This window comes from Pseudomonas sp. (assembly GCF_049301935.1).
Taxonomy (GTDB): Bacteria; Pseudomonadota; Gammaproteobacteria; order Pseudomonadales; family Pseudomonadaceae; genus Aquipseudomonas.
Genome location: NZ_JBAQLP010000030.1, coordinates 31,491 through 49,456, shown reverse-complemented (window position 1 = coordinate 49,456; position 17,966 = coordinate 31,491). Strand labels below are relative to the sequence as shown.

Genomic DNA, 17,966 nt, shown 5'->3' with positions numbered 1-17,966 from the left:
CATGGCGTCACTCATTATCGAAGCGTCCCAGACTGATGCGCTCATGGCCGCCGAGGTCACGCCGGCTTTGCACCGCGCTAAAACCGCGCGCGCTGAGCAGCTCGCGCACCGCTGCCGCCTGATCGAAGCCATGCTCCAGCAGCAGCCAGCCTCCCGCTTGAAGATAGTCCGGCGCCAGGGCAATGATCAGGCGGATATCGTCCAGCCCATCCGCGCCCGCCACCAGCGCGCTGCTCGGCTCGAAGCGCACATCGCCCTCGGCCAGGTGCCGGTCATCGCTAGCGATATACGGCGGGTTGCTGACGATCAGCCGATAGCGTTGTCCGGCCAGGGCGCTAAACCAGTGGCTGGTGACAAAGCGGGCATTGTTTAGTTTGAGCCGCACGCGATTGCGTTCGGCCAGGGCCACTGCATCGGGTACGCGATCGACGCCGGTCAGCCGCCAGGCCGGGCGCTCGCTCGCCAAGGCCAGGGCAATCGCTCCCGTGCCGGTGCCCAGATCGAGCAACGCGGCAGGTGTGGCCGGCAGCAGCGCAAGCACGTTTTCCACCAGCAGCTCGGTATCCGGACGGGGAATCAGGGTATGCGCCGCCACCTCCAGCTCCAGGCTCCAGAAGCCCTGCTGACCGAGGATATAGGCCACCGGCTCGCCAGCCTGCCGCCGCGCCAGGGCCTGCTGATAACGCTCAAGCTGCGCCGCTTCGAGTTCCCGCTCCGGCCAGGTGTGCAGATAACTGCGCGACTTGCCCAGGGCGTGGGCGAGCAATAGCTCGGCGTCCAGGCGCGGAGTGGGCGAGTCGGGTAGTGCGGCGGTGTTAAGCAGGAATTCGATGGTGGCCATGGGCTTTACCCTATCAATCGCCCAATGCCGCCAACTGATCGGCCTGATACTCGACCAGCAGCGGTTCGATAATCGCCTCGACGCCGCCGGCAATCACTTCATTGAGCGAATACAGGGTCAGGTTGATGCGGTGATCGGTGACCCGGCCTTGCGGGAAGTTGTAGGTGCGGATGCGCTCGGAGCGGTCACCGGAACCCACCAACAGTTTGCGCGAATCGGAAATTTCCTTGTGCGCGGCAGCTTCCTGCTGGTCTTTCAGTTTCGCCGCGAGCCAGGCCATGGCCTTGGCGCGGTTCTTGTGCTGCGAACGTTCTTCCTGACACTCGACCACGGTACCGGTGGGAATGTGGGTGATGCGGATCGCCGAGTCGGTGGTGTTGACGTGCTGGCCACCGGCACCGGAGCTGCGGTAAGTATCCACGCGCAAATCGGCTGGGTTGATATCGATAGCCATCTGCTCATCCGGCTCGGGCAACACCGCGACGGTGCAGGCCGAGGTGTGGATGCGGCCCTGGGATTCGGTTTCCGGCACGCGCTGTACGCGGTGCGCGCCAGACTCGAACTTGAGCTTGCCGTAGACGTTGTCGCCCTCGACCCGGGCAATCACTTCCTTATAACCGCCATGTTCGCCTTCGCTGGCCGACAGCACCTCGATGCGCCAGCCCTGCTTCTCGGCATAGCGCGAATACATGCGGAACAGATCGCCGGAGAAGATCGCCGCCTCATCGCCACCGGTACCGGCGCGCACTTCGAGGAACACGTTGCGGCCGTCATTCGGGTCCTTGGGCAGCAGCATGCGTTGCAGCGTCGCTTCCAGCTCGATCAGCTGCTGCTTGGCCTCGGCAACTTCTTCTTCGGCCATCGCGCGCATGTCCGGGTCGCTGTCTTTGAGCAGCGCCTGGGCGCCTTCGAGGTCGGCCTGGACTTTACGGAACGCGCCGAACGCCTGGTACACCGGTTCAAGCTCGGCGTATTCCTTGGAATAGGCGCGAAACTGCGGCTGATTGCCGATCACTTCAGCATCGCCGAGCAGCGCGGTCAGCTCTTCGAAACGATCCTGCAACAGGTCGAGTTTATTGATCAGTGACGCTTTCATTGCAGACCTTTAGTGATTGGCCGAGCCGCTATGGGTAGAAGCAGGCGGCGCGCCCTCGTCGAGAGCAAACAGTTCCTGCGCCACGCCCAGCGCATCGACGCGGCCGTCAGCAGAGAATTTTTTCAGCTGCACGCTGGGTGCATGCAACAGTTTGTTGGTCAGGCCGCGAGCCAGCAGCGCCAGCACATCCTCGGCCGAGCTGCCGTTATTGAGCAGACGCAGGGCCTTGTTCAGCTCCTCATCGCGCAGACGCTCGGCCTGCTGGCGGTAGGCCTTGAGCACATCCACCGCGGCCAGTTCGCGCAGGCGCTGCATAAAGTCCTGGGCGCCGACCGCCACCAGTTCCTCCGCAGCCTGGGCCGCACCCTGGCGGCTCTTGAGATTTTCCGCGATCACCTCGTGCAGGTCATCGACGGTATACAGGTAGACGTCGTCCAGTTCGCCAACTTCTGGCTCGATATCGCGCGGCACGGCGATGTCGACCATAAAGATCGGTTTGTGCTTGCGCTGCTTCAGCGCCCGCTCCACCGCGCCCTTGCCGAGAATCGGCAGCTGGCTGGCGGTGGAACTGATAACGATATCGCTATTGACCAGCTCGTCGGGAATTTCCGAAAGCAGCACAGCATGCGCACCGAACTGCTCGGCCAGGCTGCTGGCGCGCTCCAGGGTACGGTTGGCCACTACGATGCGCTTGATGCCCTGATCGTGCAGATGACGGGCGACCAGGCTGATGGTCTCGCCTGCACCGATCAGCAGCGCCTGGCTGCGGTGCAGGTTGGCGAAAATCTGCTTGGCCAGGCTGACGGCAGCGAAGGCTACGGACACCGGATTTTCGCCAATCGCAGTGTCGGTGCGCACGGTCTTGGCGGTGCTGAAGGTGGCCTGGAACAAGCGCCCGAGCAGCGGGCCGAGGGTGCCGGCCTCACGCGCCACGGCAAACGCCGATTTCATCTGACCGAGAATCTGCGGCTCGCCGAGCACCATGGAGTCCAGCCCCGAGGCCACGCGCATCATATGCCGCACGGCTTGGTCGTCGGCGTGGATATAAGCGCAGGCGCGCAACTCGTCGAGGCTCAACTGGTGATAATTGGCCAGCCAGGCCAACACTTCATCGGCGCTCAGGCTGTCCTGCTCGAGGTACAACTCGCTGCGGTTGCAAGTCGAGAGGATCGCCGCCTCCCGGCTGCTGGTGCGCTCGCACAGCTGCTGCAATGCCTCAACCAACTGCTCGGGAGTAAACGCCACGCGTTCGCGGACATCCACCGAGGCGGTCTTGTGGTTGATACCGAGGGCAATAAAGGCCATGCACGTCGCTGACAGGGAGTGGAAGCCGGCAATTGTCCTACTTCGGCAAAGCGAGAACAACCACTGCGGCCTATTGTCCCAATAGCCAGGTTTATCTCTTAATCCGCATTATTGCCGCCCATGGGCTTGCCCCAGTGCTTGTGTCATGATGCCCAAACCGCAGGTTGGCCACATACTCTTCCTATGAATAGATCCTTCGCCTTGCTGACTGCCGCTGCCTTATTAAGCGGCTGCCAGACCTTTGCCCCCTCTGCCCCGGATGGCACACCACCGGTGGAAGACCCCGCTGTCGTCGCCGCAAAAGCGCAGCCACCGGTCTACCGCGCCTTTAGCCAGGAAACCCTGCTGTCGCTGCTGATCGCGGAACTGGCCGGCCAACGCAACCGCTTCGATATTGCCCTGGAAAACTATGTAGAGCAGGCCAATGCCACCCAGGATGCTGGCGTCGCCGAGCGCGGCTTTCGCATAGCCGAATACCTGGGAGCCGAACAAGCCGCGCTGGAAACCAGCCTGCTGTGGGCCAAGAACGCCCCCGAAAATATCGACGCGCAGCGCGCCGCTGCCGTGCAACTGGCCCGCGCCGGCCGTTATGACGAATCCATGGCATTTATGGAGCAGGTGCTGCAGCGTCAGGGCGACACCCATTTCGACTTCCTCGCCCTGTCCGCCGCCGAAACCGACCCCGACACCCGCGCCGGCCTGCTGCAAAGCTTCAACCGCCTGCAGACGAAATACCCGGACAACAGCCAGCTGCAATTTGGCAAAGCCCTGCTGCTGCAACAGGACGGCCGCCCTCAGGAAGCCCTGGAGCTGCTGGAACAGCAACCCAGCCAAGACCGCCCCATCGCCTCGATCCTGCTGCACGCACGCCTGCTGCAAAGCCTTGAGCGCAACGACGAGGCCCTGCCGCTACTGGAAAAAGGCATCGCGCAACACCCGGACGACAAACGCCTGCGCCTGACCTACGCCCGCTTGCTGGTGGCCGAAGACCGCCTGGATGAAGCCAAGGGCGAGTTTGCCTCGCTGCTGCAGCAACACCCCAATGACGATGACCTGCGCTTTTCTCTGGCGCTGGTCTGCCTGGAAGCCAAGGCCTGGAAAGAGGCGATTGTCTACCTGGAAGAACTGATCGAACGCGGCAGCCACAGTGAAGCGGCGCACTACAACCTGGCCCGCGCCTATGAAGAGCTCGGCGATATCCCCAGTGCGCTGATCGAGTACGCCCTGGTCGGTCCCGGCAATGACTACCTGCCGGCCCAAGCTCGGCAGAGTGACCTGCTGTTCAACGCGCAACGCGCCGAGGAAGCCGCCCAGCGCTTGCGCCAGGCCCGCGAAAGCCAGCCCGACTACGCCATCCAGCTGTACCTGATCGAGGCCGAGGCCTGGTCCAAGCAGCAGGACACCGCGCGCGCCTGGCAGCTGATCCAGCAGGCCCTGGAGCAGTTCCCGGAAGACCTCAACCTGCTTTACACCCGCGCCATGCTCGCGGAAAAACGCGACAACCTGGCCCTATTGGAGCAGGACCTGCGCTTCATTCTCGAGCGCGAGCCGGACAATGCCATGGCCCTAAACGCCCTGGGCTACACCCTGGCCGACCGCACCACGCGCTACGCCGAAGCCAAACAGTTGATCGAGCAGGCCTACCAACTCAACCCAGAGGACCCGGCGATTCTCGACAGCCTGGGCTGGGTCAATTACCGCCTGGGCAATCTGGACGAGGCTGAACGCCTGCTGCGCCAAGCGCTGCAGGAATTCCCCGACCATGAAGTCGCCGCCCACCTGGGCGAGGTGCTGTGGGCGCAGGGCAAGCAGAAAGAAGCACGCAAACTCTGGCGTGACGCCCTGAAACAGCAACCCGACAGCACAATCCTGCGCAGCACCCTGCTGCGCCTGACCGGAGCAGAGACACTCTGATGTTTGCCCGCCACCTGATAGTTTTCAGCCTGATCACCTTACTGGCAGGCTGCGCCGGCCTGACCTCCCGCGAAGCCCTCGAAGGCCAGGGCGATGCGCAAAGCTGGCAAGCCCACAAGCAGCAGATCAGCAGCCTCGACGCCTGGCAGATCAATGGCAAGGTCGGCATCCGCGCGCCGCAAGACTCCGGCAGCGGCACCCTGTTCTGGCTGCAACGCCAGGACTACTACGACATCCGCCTGTCCGGCCCCCTGGGTCGCGGCGCAGCTAGGCTGACCGGCCGCCCCGGCGCCATCCAACTGGAAGTGGCCAACCAGGGCCGCTACCAGGCCGAGTCACCGGAACAACTGCTGCAAGATCAACTGGGCCTGAATCTGCCGGTTTCCCACCTGCTTTGGTGGATTCGTGGCCTGCCCTCGCCGGACAGCAAAAGCCGCCTGAACCTGGATGCCCAAAGCCACCTGGCGCAACTGAGCCAGGACGGCTGGTACGTCGAGTACCTGAGCTATGCCGAGCAGAACGGCTTCTGGCTGCCGGAGCGGATCAAGCTCAGCGGCTTTGATCTGCAAGTCACCCTGGTGATCAAGGACTGGCAACCACGCCAGCTCGGTCAATGAGCGCCCCGGCAATCCCCGCCGCTGCCGAACTGATTCTGCCGGCACCGGCCAAGCTCAACCTGATGCTGCATATCCTCGGCCGCCGCCCCGACGGTTATCACGAACTGCAAACGCTGTTTCAGTTTCTCGACTTCGGCGACGAGCTGGGCTTTGCCTTACGCGCCGACGGTGAAATTCGCCTGCATACGCCCATCGACGGCGTACCGCACGACAGCAACCTGATCGTGCGCGCCGCGCGCCTGCTGCAACAACACGCAAACTGCGCGCTGGGTGCCGATATCTGGCTGGACAAACGCCTGCCCATGGGCGGCGGCATCGGCGGCGGCAGCTCGGATGCCGCCACCACCCTGCTCGGTCTCAAGCATCTGTGGCAACTTGACTGCACTGAAGATCAACTGGCCAGCCTGGGCCTGAGCCTGGGTGCGGACGTGCCGGTGTTCGTGCGCGGCCACGCCGCCTTTGCCGAAGGCGTGGGGGAGAAGCTGCAACCGGTGACCCTGAGCGAACCCTGGTTTCTTGTCGCCATTCCGCAAGTACTTGTCAGCACAGCGGAAATTTTCTCCGACCCTGAGTTGACACGGGATACGCCGCCCATTAAAGTTCGCAGCCTTCTTGAGGGGGGTGGTCGTAATGACTGCCAGCCGGTGGTCACGAAGCGTTACCCAGAAGTTCGTAACGCTTTGATCTTGCTGAACAAATTTGTTCAGGCTCGATTAACCGGCACTGGAGCTTGTGTGTTTGGGAGCTTCCCAAACCAGGACGATGCTGATAAAGTCGCCCGCCAACTTCCGGCCACATTGCCAAGTTTTATAGCCCAAGGCCGTAACATCTCGATGTTGCACCGCAAGCTGGAAACATGGATCGGGAAGTGAGTGCACGTTGTACGTAGTAAAAGCATCGGGTTGTATGTAGGGGCGTCGCCAAGCGGTAAGGCACCAGGTTTTGATCCTGGCATGCGTTGGTTCGAATCCAGCCGCCCCTGCCATTCCGTCCTGGAGCGGATACACAACTCAACGCATTCGGTTACACAGATACAGGGGCGTCGCCAAGCGGTAAGGCACCAGGTTTTGATCCTGGCATGCGTTGGTTCGAATCCAGCCGCCCCTGCCATTTCTGTACTCATCCAGGTATACCCTCAGCCGGCAGGTACTGCGCGTGTCCAAGATGATGGTCTTTACGGGGAACGCTAACCCCGATCTGGCGCGACGTATCGTACGTCAGCTGCACATTCCCCTCGGTGATGCTTCTGTCGGTAAATTTTCCGACGGCGAGATCATGATTGAAATCAACGAAAACGTCCGCGGTAAAGACGTCTTCCTGATTCAACCGACGTGTGCGCCAACCAATGACAACCTGATGGAACTGGTAGTGATGGCCGACGCCTTCCGCCGCTCCTCAGCGACCCGAATTACTGCAGTTATCCCCTACTTTGGCTATGCCCGCCAGGATCGCCGTCCGCGTTCCGCTCGCGTGGCCATCAGCGCCAAAGTTGTGGCTGACATGCTCACCGTAGTAGGCATCGACCGGGTTCTGACCGTCGACCTGCACGCGGATCAGATCCAGGGCTTTTTCGATATCCCGGTAGACAACATCTACGGCTCCCCGGTACTGGTGGACGATATCGAAGACCAACGCTTTGAAAACCTGATGATCGTCTCCCCGGATATCGGTGGCGTGGTGCGTGCTCGCGCCGTGGCCAAGTCCTTGGGTGTTGACCTGGCGATCATCGACAAGCGCCGCGAAAAAGCCAACCACTCCGAGGTGATGCACATCATCGGTGATGTGGAAGGCCGTACCTGCATCCTGGTCGACGACATGGTGGATACCGCCGGCACCCTGTGCCACGCCGCCAAAGCGCTGAAAGAACATGGCGCCTCGAAAGTCTTCGCCTATGCCACGCACGCCGTACTGTCTGGCCGCGCCATCGAAAACATCGAAAAATCCGTACTCGACGAGCTGGTGGTGACCAACACCATCCCGCTGTCCGCCGCTGCGCAATCCTGTTCGCGTATTCGCCAGCTGGATATCGCCCCGGTAGTCGCTGAAGCGGTACGCCGCATCAGCAATGAAGAATCGATCAGCGCGATGTTCCGTTAATTCGGAATACGCCCTGAGCGCAAACGCCCTGCCCTGATGGCAAGGCCTTTCAACCAACTGTCCCGTCGCTGGTCGCAAGCGTAACGGACGGTTTGGTTATTTTGGAGAAGTGAAATGACTGAATTTGCCCTGAATGCCGAAGTGCGTTCCGACCTGGGGAAAGGTGCGAGCCGCCGCCTGCGTCGTAACGTTGCCATGGTTCCTGCCGTAATTTACGGTGGCGAAAAAGCCCCACAATCGATCAGCCTGCTGGCCAAAGAACTGGCCAAGCTGCTGGAAAACGATGCCGCCTACAGCCACGTGCTGAGCCTGAACGTTGCCGGCAGCAACGAAAGCGTGATCATCAAGGCCCTGCAGCGCCATCCAGCCAAAGGCTATGTGCTGCACGCTGACTTCGTTCGCGTAGTGGCTGGCCAGAAACTGACCGCTCACGTACCGCTGCACTTCATCAACCAGGAAACCTCGGTTGGCGTGAAGCAGCAAGGCGGCGAAGTCTCCCACGTGCTGGCTGAAGTAGAAGTGTCCTGCCTGCCGAAAGATCTGCCGGAATTCATCGAAGTCGACATGGCTGCCGTTGAAATCGGTCAGATCGTGCACCTGGCCGACCTGAAACTGCCGAAAGGCGTTGAGCTGGTTGCACTGGCTCACGGTAACGACCTGGCAGTGGCGAACATCCACGCCTCCCGCGTGGCTAAAGACGCAGAAGAAGGCGCTGGCGAGTAAACCTCGCAGCGTCGGAAACCAGCTCGGTATGCGATTCTGCCGAGCTATTTCCACAAAAGGGCTCCTGACATGACTGCCGTACAACTGATCGTTGGCCTGGGTAACCCCGGCCCCGAATACGACCAGACCCGGCATAATGCAGGGGCCCTTTTCGTTGAGCGCCTGGCCGACAGCCAGCGCATCAACCTGAGCCTCGACAAAAAGTATTTTGGCCTGGTGGGCAAGTTCAGCCATCAGGGCCGCGACGTTCGCCTATTGATCCCCACCACCTTTATGAATCGCAGCGGCCAGGCCGTCGCGGCACTGGCGAATTTCTTCCGCATCCCGCCGGAAGCCATTCTGGTGGCCCACGACGAACTCGACATGCCACCCGGCGTCGCCAAACTCAAACTGGGTGGCGGGCACGGCGGGCATAACGGACTGCGCGACATCATCGCCCAGCTCGGCAATCAGAATAATTTTTACCGCCTGCGGCTTGGCATCGGTCATCCCGGGCACAGCAGCATGGTCTCCAACTTCGTCCTCGGCCGCGCCCCCCGCAGCGAACAGGACCTGCTGGATACCAGCATCGACTTTGCCCTAGGCAGCCTGCCGGAAATACTCGCAGGCGACTGGAGCAAGGCCATGCACAAGCTGCACAGCCAGAAAGCCACCTCCTAACTCTTTACCGCCATTCGCGCGAGGGACAACACCATGGGATTCAACTGCGGCATCGTCGGCCTGCCCAACGTCGGCAAGTCCACCCTGTTCAACGCCCTCACCAAGTCCGGGATTGCGGCCGAGAACTTTCCGTTCTGCACCATCGAGCCCAACAGCGGCATCGTGCCGATGCCCGACCCACGCCTCGCGGCGCTGGCGGCCATCGTCAACCCCAAGCGCATCCTGCCGACCACCATGGAATTCGTCGACATCGCCGGCCTGGTGGAAGGCGCATCAAAGGGTGAAGGCCTGGGCAACAAGTTCCTCGCCAATATTCGCGAAACCGACGCCATCGCCCACGTGGTGCGCTGCTTCCAGGACGACAACGTGATTCACGTTGCCAACAGCGTCGACCCCAAGCGCGATATCGAGATCATCGACCTGGAACTGATCTTCGCCGACCTCGACAGCTGCGAAAAGCAACTGCAGAAGACCACCCGTAATGCCAAGGGCGGCGACAAAGAAGCCGTTGCGCAGAAAGCCCTGCTGGAAAAACTCATCCCCCACTTCAGCGAAGGCAAGCCAGCGCGCACCCTGATGAAGACCTTGGGAGACGACGAGAAGCAACTGGTACGCGGCTTCCACCTGCTCACCAGTAAGCCGGTGATGTACATCGCCAACGTCGCCGAAGACGGTTTTGAGAACAACCCACTGCTCGACATCGTCCAGGCCATTGCCGACGCCGAAGGCGCTCCCGTGGTACCGGTATGCAACAAGATCGAAGCAGAAATCGCCGAGCTCGACGACGGTGAAGAAAAAGACATGTTCCTCGAAGCCCTGGGGCTCGAAGAACCCGGCCTGAACCGCGTCATCCGCGCCGGCTACGAACTGCTCAACCTGCAGACCTACTTCACCGCCGGCGTCGAAGAAGTCCGCGCCTGGACCGTCCGCGTCGGCGCCACCGCCCCGCAGGCCGCCGGCGTGATCCACACCGACTTCGAAAAAGGCTTTATCCGCGCCGAAGTCATCGCCTACAACGACTTTATCCAATACAAGGGTGAAGCCGGTACCAAAGAAGCCGGTAAATGGCGCCTGGAAGGCAAGGACTACATCGTGAAAGACGGCGACGTCATGCATTTCCGCTTCAACGTCTAGACATTCAGATCCTAACGGATCTTGCAGGACGCCAAACCCCTTGAGTCTCGCCGCTTCAAGGGGTTTTTGCTATGTACCCGTTATGTGTTGCAGTCAGATGTTGCAGGGTGGGTGATGCGCCCCTGTGGCAATGGCTGCTGGGACTTACTCATCATTGCGATTGACCCTCACCTCTCTGAATGCCTGAGAGATGCTTTGCCTAAGTTGTTCGTCATCCCAAGGCTTGGTGAGAAACTTATAAATTGCCCCCTTGTTGATAGCGTCAGTGACCGACTTCAGATCGGTATAGCCCGACAGCACGATGCGGATAGTGTTTGGATACAGATCCTTGACCCGGCTGAGAAATTCAGTCCCGCTCATTTCCGGCATCCGTTGGTCGGAGATGATGACCTGCACATCGTGTTTGGCGAGCAGTTCAAAGGCATCTTGGGCGCGAGTGGCCATGAGGATTTTGTAACCATCACGGCGTAATAGACGGGCGAGCGCACGCAGGATGTTCTCTTCGTCGTCTAGTAAAAGTATGGTCTGCAGCTGCTCTTGGCTATTGTCGAGAGGCTGATCGGGTGCCCGGGTCAGCATCCGTTCGCGCAGGAAGGTCTGTAGCGCGTCAAAGGGCATGGGTTTGGCGAAATAGTAGCCCTGAAACTCGTCGCAGTGGCTCTTCTTTAAAAAGGCCACCTGCGGCTCGGTCTCCACACCTTCGGCGATCACCTTCAGGCCCAGATGATGGGCCATGGAAATAATGCCCTGGGTGATCGCGGCATCATGGCTATCGCTGATGATCTCCTGGACGAATGAACGATCGACTTTCACCTTGTCGATCGGCAGGCGCTTGAGGTAGTTGAGGCTGGAGAAGCCCGTACCGAAGTCGTCGATGGCGATCTTGACGCCAAGCTGTTTGAGCTGATGCAGCGTCTCGATGGCCCTATCGGCGTTGTGCAGCAGTACGCTTTCGGTGATTTCCAGCTCCAGCAAGCCGGCATCCAGCGCGTATTTACTCAGGATGGCACTGATACCCGCGACGAAGTTGCTGCGCTGAAAGTGCGTAGGCGAGATATTGACCGCGACGACGGGTCCGGTCATGCCCTGATCGCAAAGCTCTTTGAGCTGCCGGCAGGCCGTATCCAGCACCCACTCACTGAGCGGAATAATCTGTCCAGTGTCTTCGGCGATAGGCACAAACAGTGCGGGCGGGATAAAGCCTTTGCTGGCGTGTGGCCAGCGCAGCAGGGCTTCGAAGCCCACAACGCGCCCACTGAGGGCGTCGATCTGCGGCTGGTAGTAAAGGGTAAAGTCCTGGTTCTCGATGGCTTTCTGCAACTCGTTGCGCAGCTCCACCCGATCACCAATGCGCTGGTTGAGGTCGTTGGTAAACCACTGGTAGTTGTTACGGCCTTCTTGCTTGGCCTTGTACATGGCCAGGTCAGCTTGCTGGATCAGCTGCATGGGTTGATCCAGCTGGCCATCGCTAAGGGTGATGCCGATACTCGCGGTGAGGTGCAGATCGATACCTTCAACGCGGTAAGGGCGGGCGATATCGGCGAGCACGCGTTCGACGACCTGCAACACGTCCTCCTCGCGCGCCAGATCCGGCAGCAGGACGATAAACTCGTCGCCGCCCATGCGTGCCACGGTATCGCCGGGGCGCACCTGAGCCTCCAGGCGACGGGCGACTTCTATAAGAATTTGGTCGCCGAAATGATGCCCCATGGAGTCGTTGATCGGCTTGAACTCATCCAGGTCGATAAACATCACCGCCAGGCTGCGCTGGTAGCGCTGGGAAATCTGACAGCCCTGGCGCAGGCGGTCTTCCAATACGGCGCGGTTAGGCAAACCGGTGAGTACGTCATGGCTGGCACTGAAGCTCAGTTCGTCCTTGTAGCGCATCTCTTCGCTGATATCGTTCTGCACGCCGACGAAGTGGGTCAGCATGCCGCGCTCGTTGAGTACGGGTGAGATGTACAGATCGTTCCAGAAGATGCTGCCGTCCTTACGGTAGTTGCGCAGCACCACATGGGCCTCGTTCGAGTGGGCCAGGCCATGGCGAATAATATCCAGTGCAGCCTGGTCGCGCTCACCGCGCTGTAGCAGCCGACAGTTGCGCCCAAGCACCTCGTCTGGCGGGTAGCCGGTTATGCGTTCGAAGGCCGGGTTGACGTAGATGATCGGCTGGTCAAACGCCTGGGCATCGACAATCACCACCCCGTTGTAACTGGCCTCCAGGCTGCGCTTGAGCAGGCGTAGCTGCTTCTCCGACTCTTTACGCTCGCTGATATCGCGTAGTGACAGCAGCCGAACCGGCTGCCCCTCCCAGTCGGTTTCGGCGAGCATGATCTCCACCTGCAACTCGTCCCCGGCCGGGTTTAACAGGCTCCATTCAAAAAGATCCTCACTGATGTGCGGCAGATCGAAGTGCAGCTGTTTGAGCTGCACCTGGCTGGCACTGAACAGCTGTTCGGCCGCCGGGTTGGCGTAATGCAGAACGCCTGCTGCATCGATCACTAGCAGGGCGTCGCGGGTATCGTTGAGCAGTTTGCGGAACGATTGTTCGCGGCGTGCGGCCTGCTCGTGGGCCAGGCTCTTTTCCGTGACATCGATGGCCAACACCAGAAAGCAGGGCTGGTTGTCGAGTTCGAAGTCATGCACCAGCACGTCGGCGAGCACCTCATGCCCTTGCTTGTGCTGATAGCGCCATAGCCCGGCGTGCGGCTCGATTACGGGCTGGTTGCGCAATGTGGCGTTGTAATACGCAAGGAAACGCTCACCCTCTTCAACACTGCGGAAGTCCAGTAACGTCATGCTCAGGAGTTCTTCGCGCAAGTAACCGAGAAAGCGGCAGGCGGCTGGGTTGATGGTGATGAGCTGCAGCGTATCTTTCTGGAACACCCACATCGGTTCCGGGTTGGCCTCAAAGAGCAGGCGGTAACGCTGCTCGCTTGCAGTCATTAGCGCAGTGGCTTGGCTGCGGTCGATGGCGTAGCGGATGCTGCGCAGCAACTGGGCACTGTCGAAAGCGCCCTTGACCAGATAGTCTGCCGCGCCCAGCTCAATAGCACTGACATCCAAGCGCGCGTCGCCCTGCCCCGTCAGCAGGATGATCGGCCGCGTGACAGCGGCCTGGCGGGCCTGCCTGATCAGCTCCAGGCCCGACTCCGCGCCCAGGCGGTAGTCCACCAGATAGAGGTCATAACGCTGCTCAAGCAGACTGCTTAGACCTTGTTGGTAAGCGGGGCACCATTCCAGCTGTACTTGCTCGCTCGTCGCCTGACGCAATAGGTCGCGGGTGATAATAAAGTCATCTTCATCATCGTCGATCAGTAGTAAACGCCAGCAGGTTTCCGGTTGGGTCATATGCGCTTGCTATCCATGGGGAGTTCGACGATCTCCAGCCAGTAGTGCCCGAGGGTCTTCACCACTTCAAGCAGGCCGGTATAGGTCACGGGCTTGGTGATAAAGGAATTACCGCCCATGTCGTAGCTATACAGGATGTCTTCCTCAGCCGAGGAGGTGGTCAGGATCACCACCGGGATGGCGCGTAGCTGGGCGTCCGACTTGATGGCCTGGAGCGCTTCGCGACCATCCATGCGCGGCATATTGAGGTCCAGCAGGATCAAGCCAGGCAAGGGGTAGCGCGCCTCATCATCATAGGGTGGGCGGCGCTGCAGATAACCCAGCAGGGCCTCGCCATCGTGTACGAAGTGTAGCGGGTTGCTGACACGGCATTCGTTGAAAGCTTCCTGCATCATCAGGCAGTCGTCCTGGTCGTCATCGGCGATCAGGATTGGTATGGGTAGTGGTGCGTTCACGGGGTTTTCCTTGCCATGGCCGGGAAGGTGATGCGGAAAATGCTGCCGGCACCCGGTTCGCTGCTGGCAGTTATATAGGCGCCGTGGCGCTCGACAATTTTCTTGACGATGGCCAGGCCTATACCGGTGCCGGCATAGGCCTCACGGCCGTGAAGACGTTGGAAGGGGTTGAAGATGCGGTCCAGGTATTTTTCCTCGAAACCGATGCCGTTATCCGCGATACACAGCGTGCAGCGGGCGCCTGTCGAGTATTCGGCATAGATACTAATCTGTGGATGCTCGCCGGGTTTCTGGAACTTTAGCGCGTTGCTCAGCAGGTTCTGCAGTACCCGGCGCAACTGGCTCGCATCACCTAGCACCTGCGGCAAGGGCCCGCGCTGGATCACGGCATGGCTTTGCTCCAAGGCTGCTTCCAGGTCTTGCAGCACCTCATCAAGCAGTTTGTCGAGCTGCAGTTGCTGCAGCGGCAGGCCGCGGCTGTTGACGCGTGAGTAGTCGAGTAGATCGATGATCAGTGCCTGCATGCGCGCGGCGGCGGCGGTCATGCGTTGTAAATAGTCGCGACCATCGGCGTCAAGCCTGTCGCTGCGCGTGCCAAGGCGCTCGGAAAAGGCCTGAATCTTGCGCAAAGGCTCCTGCAGGTCGTGTGATGCGACAAAGGCGAACTCTTCCAGTTCGCGGTTGCTGCGCTCCAGTTCAAGCAGTGTTTGCTGCAGGCGCTCCTGGGTGTGGCGACGCTCGCTAACGTCCTGAAAGTACACGGCCAGGCCTTCTTCGGAGGGGTAGGCATGTATTTCGAACCACTTCTGGAAGGGTTTATAGAAGGTTTCGAAATGACAGGGTTGATTGTCTTGCAGGGCTTGTCGGTAACGCTGGCCGAACTCACTGTCGAAGGAGCCGGGGAAGACGGTCCACACACACTGCCCCAGGGTTGCTGCTGCACTGATATCCAGTTGTCGCTCGGCCTCGGGGTTGATGTAGGTGAAACACCACTCGCTATCGAGGGTGAAGAAGGCATCGCTGATGCTCGACAGGGTCGTGCTCAGGCGCTCAGCCAAACGCTGCACCTGCTGCAGCGCCTGCTCGCGCTCGCTGACGTCTTTGGCGATACCGAAGACGCCGGTAATCTTCCCCTCGACCATGATCGGCAGATGGGTCACATCCAGGGCCAACCGCTGACCATCCTGGGCAAGAATATTCGTCTCGTACCGTTGCGGTATACCGAGGCAGGCGTTGGCGAAGTGCTGCTCTGTGCGCTCGCGGTCCTCTGCAACGATCAAGTCGGCGAAGTACCGACCGAGAATATCCGGCTCGCTGATGCCGGTTAGCTGGATGCCGGCGCCGTTCATGCTTACGAATCGCCCCGCCAGGTCAATAGAAAACACCGGATCCGGATTGAAGGTAAACAATGAACGAAAGCGTTGCTCGCTCTCTTGCAAGCGCTGACGATCCTGGCTGCGGGCGATGGCGATGGCGGCGAGTTGGGCGGCGTTAGCCAGCTGATGAGTTTGTTCGCTACTCGGCCGGCCAGGCATATGCAGATAAATGGCCAAGGTGCCGAGCACATGCCCCTGCTGGGATAGCAGTGGAAATGACCAGCATGCTCTGAGACCGTGCGCCTGTGCCAGCTCGCGGTAATCCTGCCAGAGTGGGTCAAGCTGGATGTCTTCGGCCACCACCAGGGTCTGGCGGTAAGCCGCCGTGCCACAACTGCCGGCATGCGGGCCGATGGCAGTGCCATCGATAGCATGGTTGTAAGCCGCTGGCAGGCTGGGCGCGGCTTCGGTATGCAGGCATCGGCCATCGGCATCAAGCAGGAGTACTGAGCAGATGACCTTGGGTTGCTGAGCCTCCACCATTAGGCAGATGGCTTCGAGTATGTCGTGCAGCGGTTGCTCGGTGGCGATCATGCCGAGAATATCGCGCTGGGTTTGCGTATAGCGCTCGTTTTGCACCAGCGCGGTGATGTCATGCGCCACTGCGAACAGGGTCTGCTCTTCTTGCGACCAGTCGGCTGACCAGAGGATGTGCAGCACTTGCCCGTCGCGGTGGCGATAGCGGTTGCGGAACGAGTGAGTGGATTGCCCAGCCATGATGGCCGCGGCCTTAGCCTCGGTCAGCGCGTGATCCTCTGGGAGAACCAGCTCCATGTAGTGACGACCGATTAACTCCTCAGGCTTATAGCCCAATAGCTTCTCGCAGGACGGACTGACCTCGCGAAAACGCCCCTCAGCATCGATCGAGCACAGCATATCGAGGGTAAATTGCATGATGCGCCGATTGAGCCGCTGAACCCGCGCCTGGCCGGCCAGGCTGGACTGCAGTTGGTCGTTGATCGACGCCAGTTTATGCGAGCGCTCGTGAGCCAGCCAGGCCAGACGCTGGCTGAGCATCAGCAGGTAACTCAGGGTCAGGCCAAACAGCATGACCAGGGTTGGCAGATAGCCCGAGCGGTTGTAGATGCCGGGTCGATTCAGATAGGCCACTATTCGCCAGCCGTGGCTTTCGGCGATGGGAATCAGGCGTTCGCCCACCGGCGTATTGAAGCTGGCTTGCTGGTTCTGGTTAGAGTCGTACAGCGCGTGGTCGCGCTCATAAACCCGCACAATAAAGCCACTGAGCGTCATGCCCAGCACACTGGCCATGACGCTCTGCACATCGAGGCTGGCTACCAATAGGCGGATTGGTGCGCCCGGCAGTGACAGCGGCACGCCAATCAGCACCCTGGGCTTGGTCGCTGCCTCGTGCCGGTAGCTGTTGCTCAGGTGCACGTGGCCGTCTTCCAGCACGTGCTTTAACCAGGCCCGGTTGTCGCTGGCGGCAAGAAACTGACTTAGCCACATGCTCTCGCCTTCACCGCGCGACTTGAGCAAAAGTGGCTGCTGCGCGGGGTCGAGCAGGGCCAGCGACTCCAGGCCGGGGAAGTCGCGCAGGTAGCTGTCTGCTTCCTGCTGCCAAAGTCGTGGCGAGGGTAATGTGCCCATGGCTTGCCAGCGTTCTGCAAGGCGCTGGATCAACGCCATGTGCCCGTCCAGACTTCGGGTGGTCGCCGTTTGCACCTTGGACAAAAGCAGATCGCTCTCGCGGCTGATCGCCTCGATGGCCTGCACACTGAGCAGGTACCAACCGATGCAGGTCAGCAGTATGCCAAATAGCCCCGCACTTTGGCTCATACGGTCGAGTGTGCCGCGCTGGTCTATCGGCAAGCGGCTATGGAGGATCGCCGCCAACCCGAGCGACAGAATAAACAGGTTGGCGATATGCGAGGCGGAATATTTGAAGCCCAGGCTCAACAGGCTCGCGCCTGGCTGTTGACCGCCGAGGTGCGCGACCACTGCCAGCAGCATCACCGCCGCACCGATCAATTGCGCCAGCCAGCGTGCAGGTTTAGAGCCAAGACCGAGGCAGATGGCGGCGGCAACCGCCAAGAGGGTTACAGCCAAACTGCTGCGCACGCGCAAAAAACCACTGACCAGCGACTGGCCCTGATCAGCGCCAGCGGCCAGGTAGTTGTGCAGCAGGGTATAGACGATTAGTGCAATAAGCAGGGCGCCGCTGAGCAGCAGGCTGCGCCAGGCACGGCGACTCGCGGCGAGCAACAGTGCTCCGGTCAAAAGTGCCAGCAGTGCGCTGTCCGGCAGCAGCACCACGCTGTGCTGGGTGGGTTCATCGACCAGGAAAAACCCCACCAGGCTGACCGCGCCCATGCACAGTAAGGCAAAGGCCAGTACGTGCAGGTAGGCTTCGACAAGCAAGTGGCGCATTTTCATGAT

13 protein-coding genes and 2 tRNA genes are annotated in these 17,966 nt (G+C 60.5%); 9 read left to right on the top strand and 6 right to left on the bottom strand.

Annotated features, from left to right (window positions below):
* Positions 1 to 7: 7 nt before the first annotated feature.
* From prmC to hemA, 3 genes are read right to left on the bottom strand one after another with little or no spacing between them, the layout of a single operon-like run.
* Positions 8 to 841 carry a peptide chain release factor N(5)-glutamine methyltransferase gene (gene prmC, locus WA145_RS03765; RefSeq protein ID WP_422580281.1) on the bottom strand — a complete coding sequence of 278 codons (834 nt, stop codon included), beginning with the start codon at positions 839 to 841 and terminating at the stop codon, positions 8 to 10.
* Between the two features lie 13 nt (positions 842 to 854).
* Positions 855 to 1,937 (bottom strand): peptide chain release factor 1, encoded by a 1,083-nt coding sequence (gene prfA, locus WA145_RS03760; RefSeq protein WP_422580280.1) that lies wholly within the window; start codon positions 1,935 to 1,937, stop codon positions 855 to 857.
* Between the two features lie 9 nt (positions 1,938 to 1,946).
* Positions 1,947 to 3,242 (bottom strand): glutamyl-tRNA reductase, encoded by a 1,296-nt coding sequence (hemA, locus tag WA145_RS03755; protein WP_422580279.1) that lies wholly within the window; start codon positions 3,240 to 3,242, stop codon positions 1,947 to 1,949.
* Positions 3,243 to 3,425: 183 nt separating this feature from the next.
* Here hemA and WA145_RS03750 point away from each other — a divergent pair, with 183 nt between their 5' ends.
* The 9 genes from WA145_RS03750 (at position 3,426) to ychF (ending at position 10,387) form a co-directional block, all read left to right on the top strand.
* A complete protein-coding gene (locus WA145_RS03750; RefSeq protein ID WP_422580278.1) occupies positions 3,426 to 5,156 on the top strand; it encodes a tetratricopeptide repeat protein in 1,731 nt (576 codons plus the stop codon).
* Positions 5,156 to 5,773: a lipoprotein insertase outer membrane protein LolB gene (lolB, locus tag WA145_RS03745; RefSeq protein ID WP_422580277.1), complete on the top strand. Its 618-nt coding sequence runs from the start codon at positions 5,156 to 5,158 to the stop codon at positions 5,771 to 5,773. Before WA145_RS03750 ends, lolB begins: the two co-directional genes overlap by 1 nt.
* Positions 5,770 to 6,645 carry a 4-(cytidine 5'-diphospho)-2-C-methyl-D-erythritol kinase gene (gene ispE, locus WA145_RS03740; protein WP_422580276.1) on the top strand — a complete coding sequence of 292 codons (876 nt, stop codon included), beginning with the start codon at positions 5,770 to 5,772 and terminating at the stop codon, positions 6,643 to 6,645. Before lolB ends, ispE begins: the two co-directional genes overlap by 4 nt.
* A gap of 38 nt (positions 6,646 to 6,683) precedes the next feature.
* Positions 6,684 to 6,758 (top strand) — tRNA-Gln (locus WA145_RS03735).
* Positions 6,759 to 6,808: 50 nt separating this feature from the next.
* Positions 6,809 to 6,883 (top strand) — tRNA-Gln (locus WA145_RS03730).
* A gap of 45 nt (positions 6,884 to 6,928) precedes the next feature.
* The gene (locus WA145_RS03725) at positions 6,929 to 7,870 is read left to right on the top strand and encodes a ribose-phosphate pyrophosphokinase (protein WP_090251437.1); all 942 of its coding nucleotides are present in this window, start codon (positions 6,929 to 6,931) and stop codon (positions 7,868 to 7,870) included.
* 114 nt (positions 7,871 to 7,984) lie between these two features.
* Entirely contained in the window at positions 7,985 to 8,593 is a 609-nt protein-coding gene (locus tag WA145_RS03720; RefSeq protein ID WP_422580275.1) for a 50S ribosomal protein L25/general stress protein Ctc, read from the top strand.
* A 69-nt stretch (positions 8,594 to 8,662) separates the two neighbouring features.
* The gene (pth, locus tag WA145_RS03715) at positions 8,663 to 9,253 is read left to right on the top strand and encodes an aminoacyl-tRNA hydrolase (protein WP_422580274.1); all 591 of its coding nucleotides are present in this window, start codon (positions 8,663 to 8,665) and stop codon (positions 9,251 to 9,253) included.
* Positions 9,254 to 9,286: 33 nt separating this feature from the next.
* Positions 9,287 to 10,387: a redox-regulated ATPase YchF gene (gene ychF / locus WA145_RS03710; RefSeq protein WP_422580273.1), complete on the top strand. Its 1,101-nt coding sequence runs from the start codon at positions 9,287 to 9,289 to the stop codon at positions 10,385 to 10,387.
* A gap of 144 nt (positions 10,388 to 10,531) precedes the next feature.
* Here the strand turns inward: ychF and WA145_RS03705 are convergent, their stop codons facing one another.
* Genes WA145_RS03705 through WA145_RS03695 form a run of 3 tightly spaced genes read right to left on the bottom strand, consistent with a single transcriptional unit; the run spans position 10,532 to position 17,963 of the window.
* The gene (locus WA145_RS03705) at positions 10,532 to 13,738 is read right to left on the bottom strand and encodes an EAL domain-containing protein (protein WP_422580272.1); all 3,207 of its coding nucleotides are present in this window, start codon (positions 13,736 to 13,738) and stop codon (positions 10,532 to 10,534) included.
* Entirely contained in the window at positions 13,735 to 14,193 is a 459-nt protein-coding gene (locus WA145_RS03700) for a response regulator (protein WP_422580271.1), read from the bottom strand. The genes WA145_RS03705 and WA145_RS03700 overlap by 4 nt, the downstream gene beginning before the upstream one ends.
* The gene (locus WA145_RS03695; RefSeq protein WP_422580270.1) at positions 14,190 to 17,963 is read right to left on the bottom strand and encodes a PAS domain S-box protein; all 3,774 of its coding nucleotides are present in this window, start codon (positions 17,961 to 17,963) and stop codon (positions 14,190 to 14,192) included. Before WA145_RS03695 ends, WA145_RS03700 begins: the two co-directional genes overlap by 4 nt.
* Between the last annotated feature and the right edge of the window lie 3 nt (positions 17,964 to 17,966).

Excerpts from the sequence above, each read along its gene's own strand:
- ispE (WP_422580276.1), top strand. The coding sequence starts at position 5,770 with ATGAGCGCCCCGGCAATCCCCGCCGCTGCCGAACTGATTCTGCCGGCA.
- ychF (WP_422580273.1), top strand. The coding sequence starts at position 9,287 with ATGGGATTCAACTGCGGCATCGTCGGCCTGCCCAACGTCGGCAAGTCC.
- WA145_RS03695 (WP_422580270.1), bottom strand. The coding sequence starts at position 17,963 with ATGAAAATGCGCCACTTGCTTGTCGAAGCCTACCTGCACGTACTGGCC.
- pth (WP_422580274.1), top strand. The coding sequence starts at position 8,663 with ATGACTGCCGTACAACTGATCGTTGGCCTGGGTAACCCCGGCCCCGAA.
- WA145_RS03720 (WP_422580275.1), top strand. The coding sequence starts at position 7,985 with ATGACTGAATTTGCCCTGAATGCCGAAGTGCGTTCCGACCTGGGGAAA.
- lolB (WP_422580277.1), top strand. The coding sequence starts at position 5,156 with ATGTTTGCCCGCCACCTGATAGTTTTCAGCCTGATCACCTTACTGGCA.
- prfA (WP_422580280.1), bottom strand. The coding sequence starts at position 1,937 with ATGAAAGCGTCACTGATCAATAAACTCGACCTGTTGCAGGATCGTTTC.
- hemA (WP_422580279.1), bottom strand. The coding sequence starts at position 3,242 with ATGGCCTTTATTGCCCTCGGTATCAACCACAAGACCGCCTCGGTGGAT.
- prmC (WP_422580281.1), bottom strand. The coding sequence starts at position 841 with ATGGCCACCATCGAATTCCTGCTTAACACCGCCGCACTACCCGACTCG.
- WA145_RS03750 (WP_422580278.1), top strand. The coding sequence starts at position 3,426 with ATGAATAGATCCTTCGCCTTGCTGACTGCCGCTGCCTTATTAAGCGGC.
- WA145_RS03705 (WP_422580272.1), bottom strand. The coding sequence starts at position 13,738 with ATGACCCAACCGGAAACCTGCTGGCGTTTACTACTGATCGACGATGAT.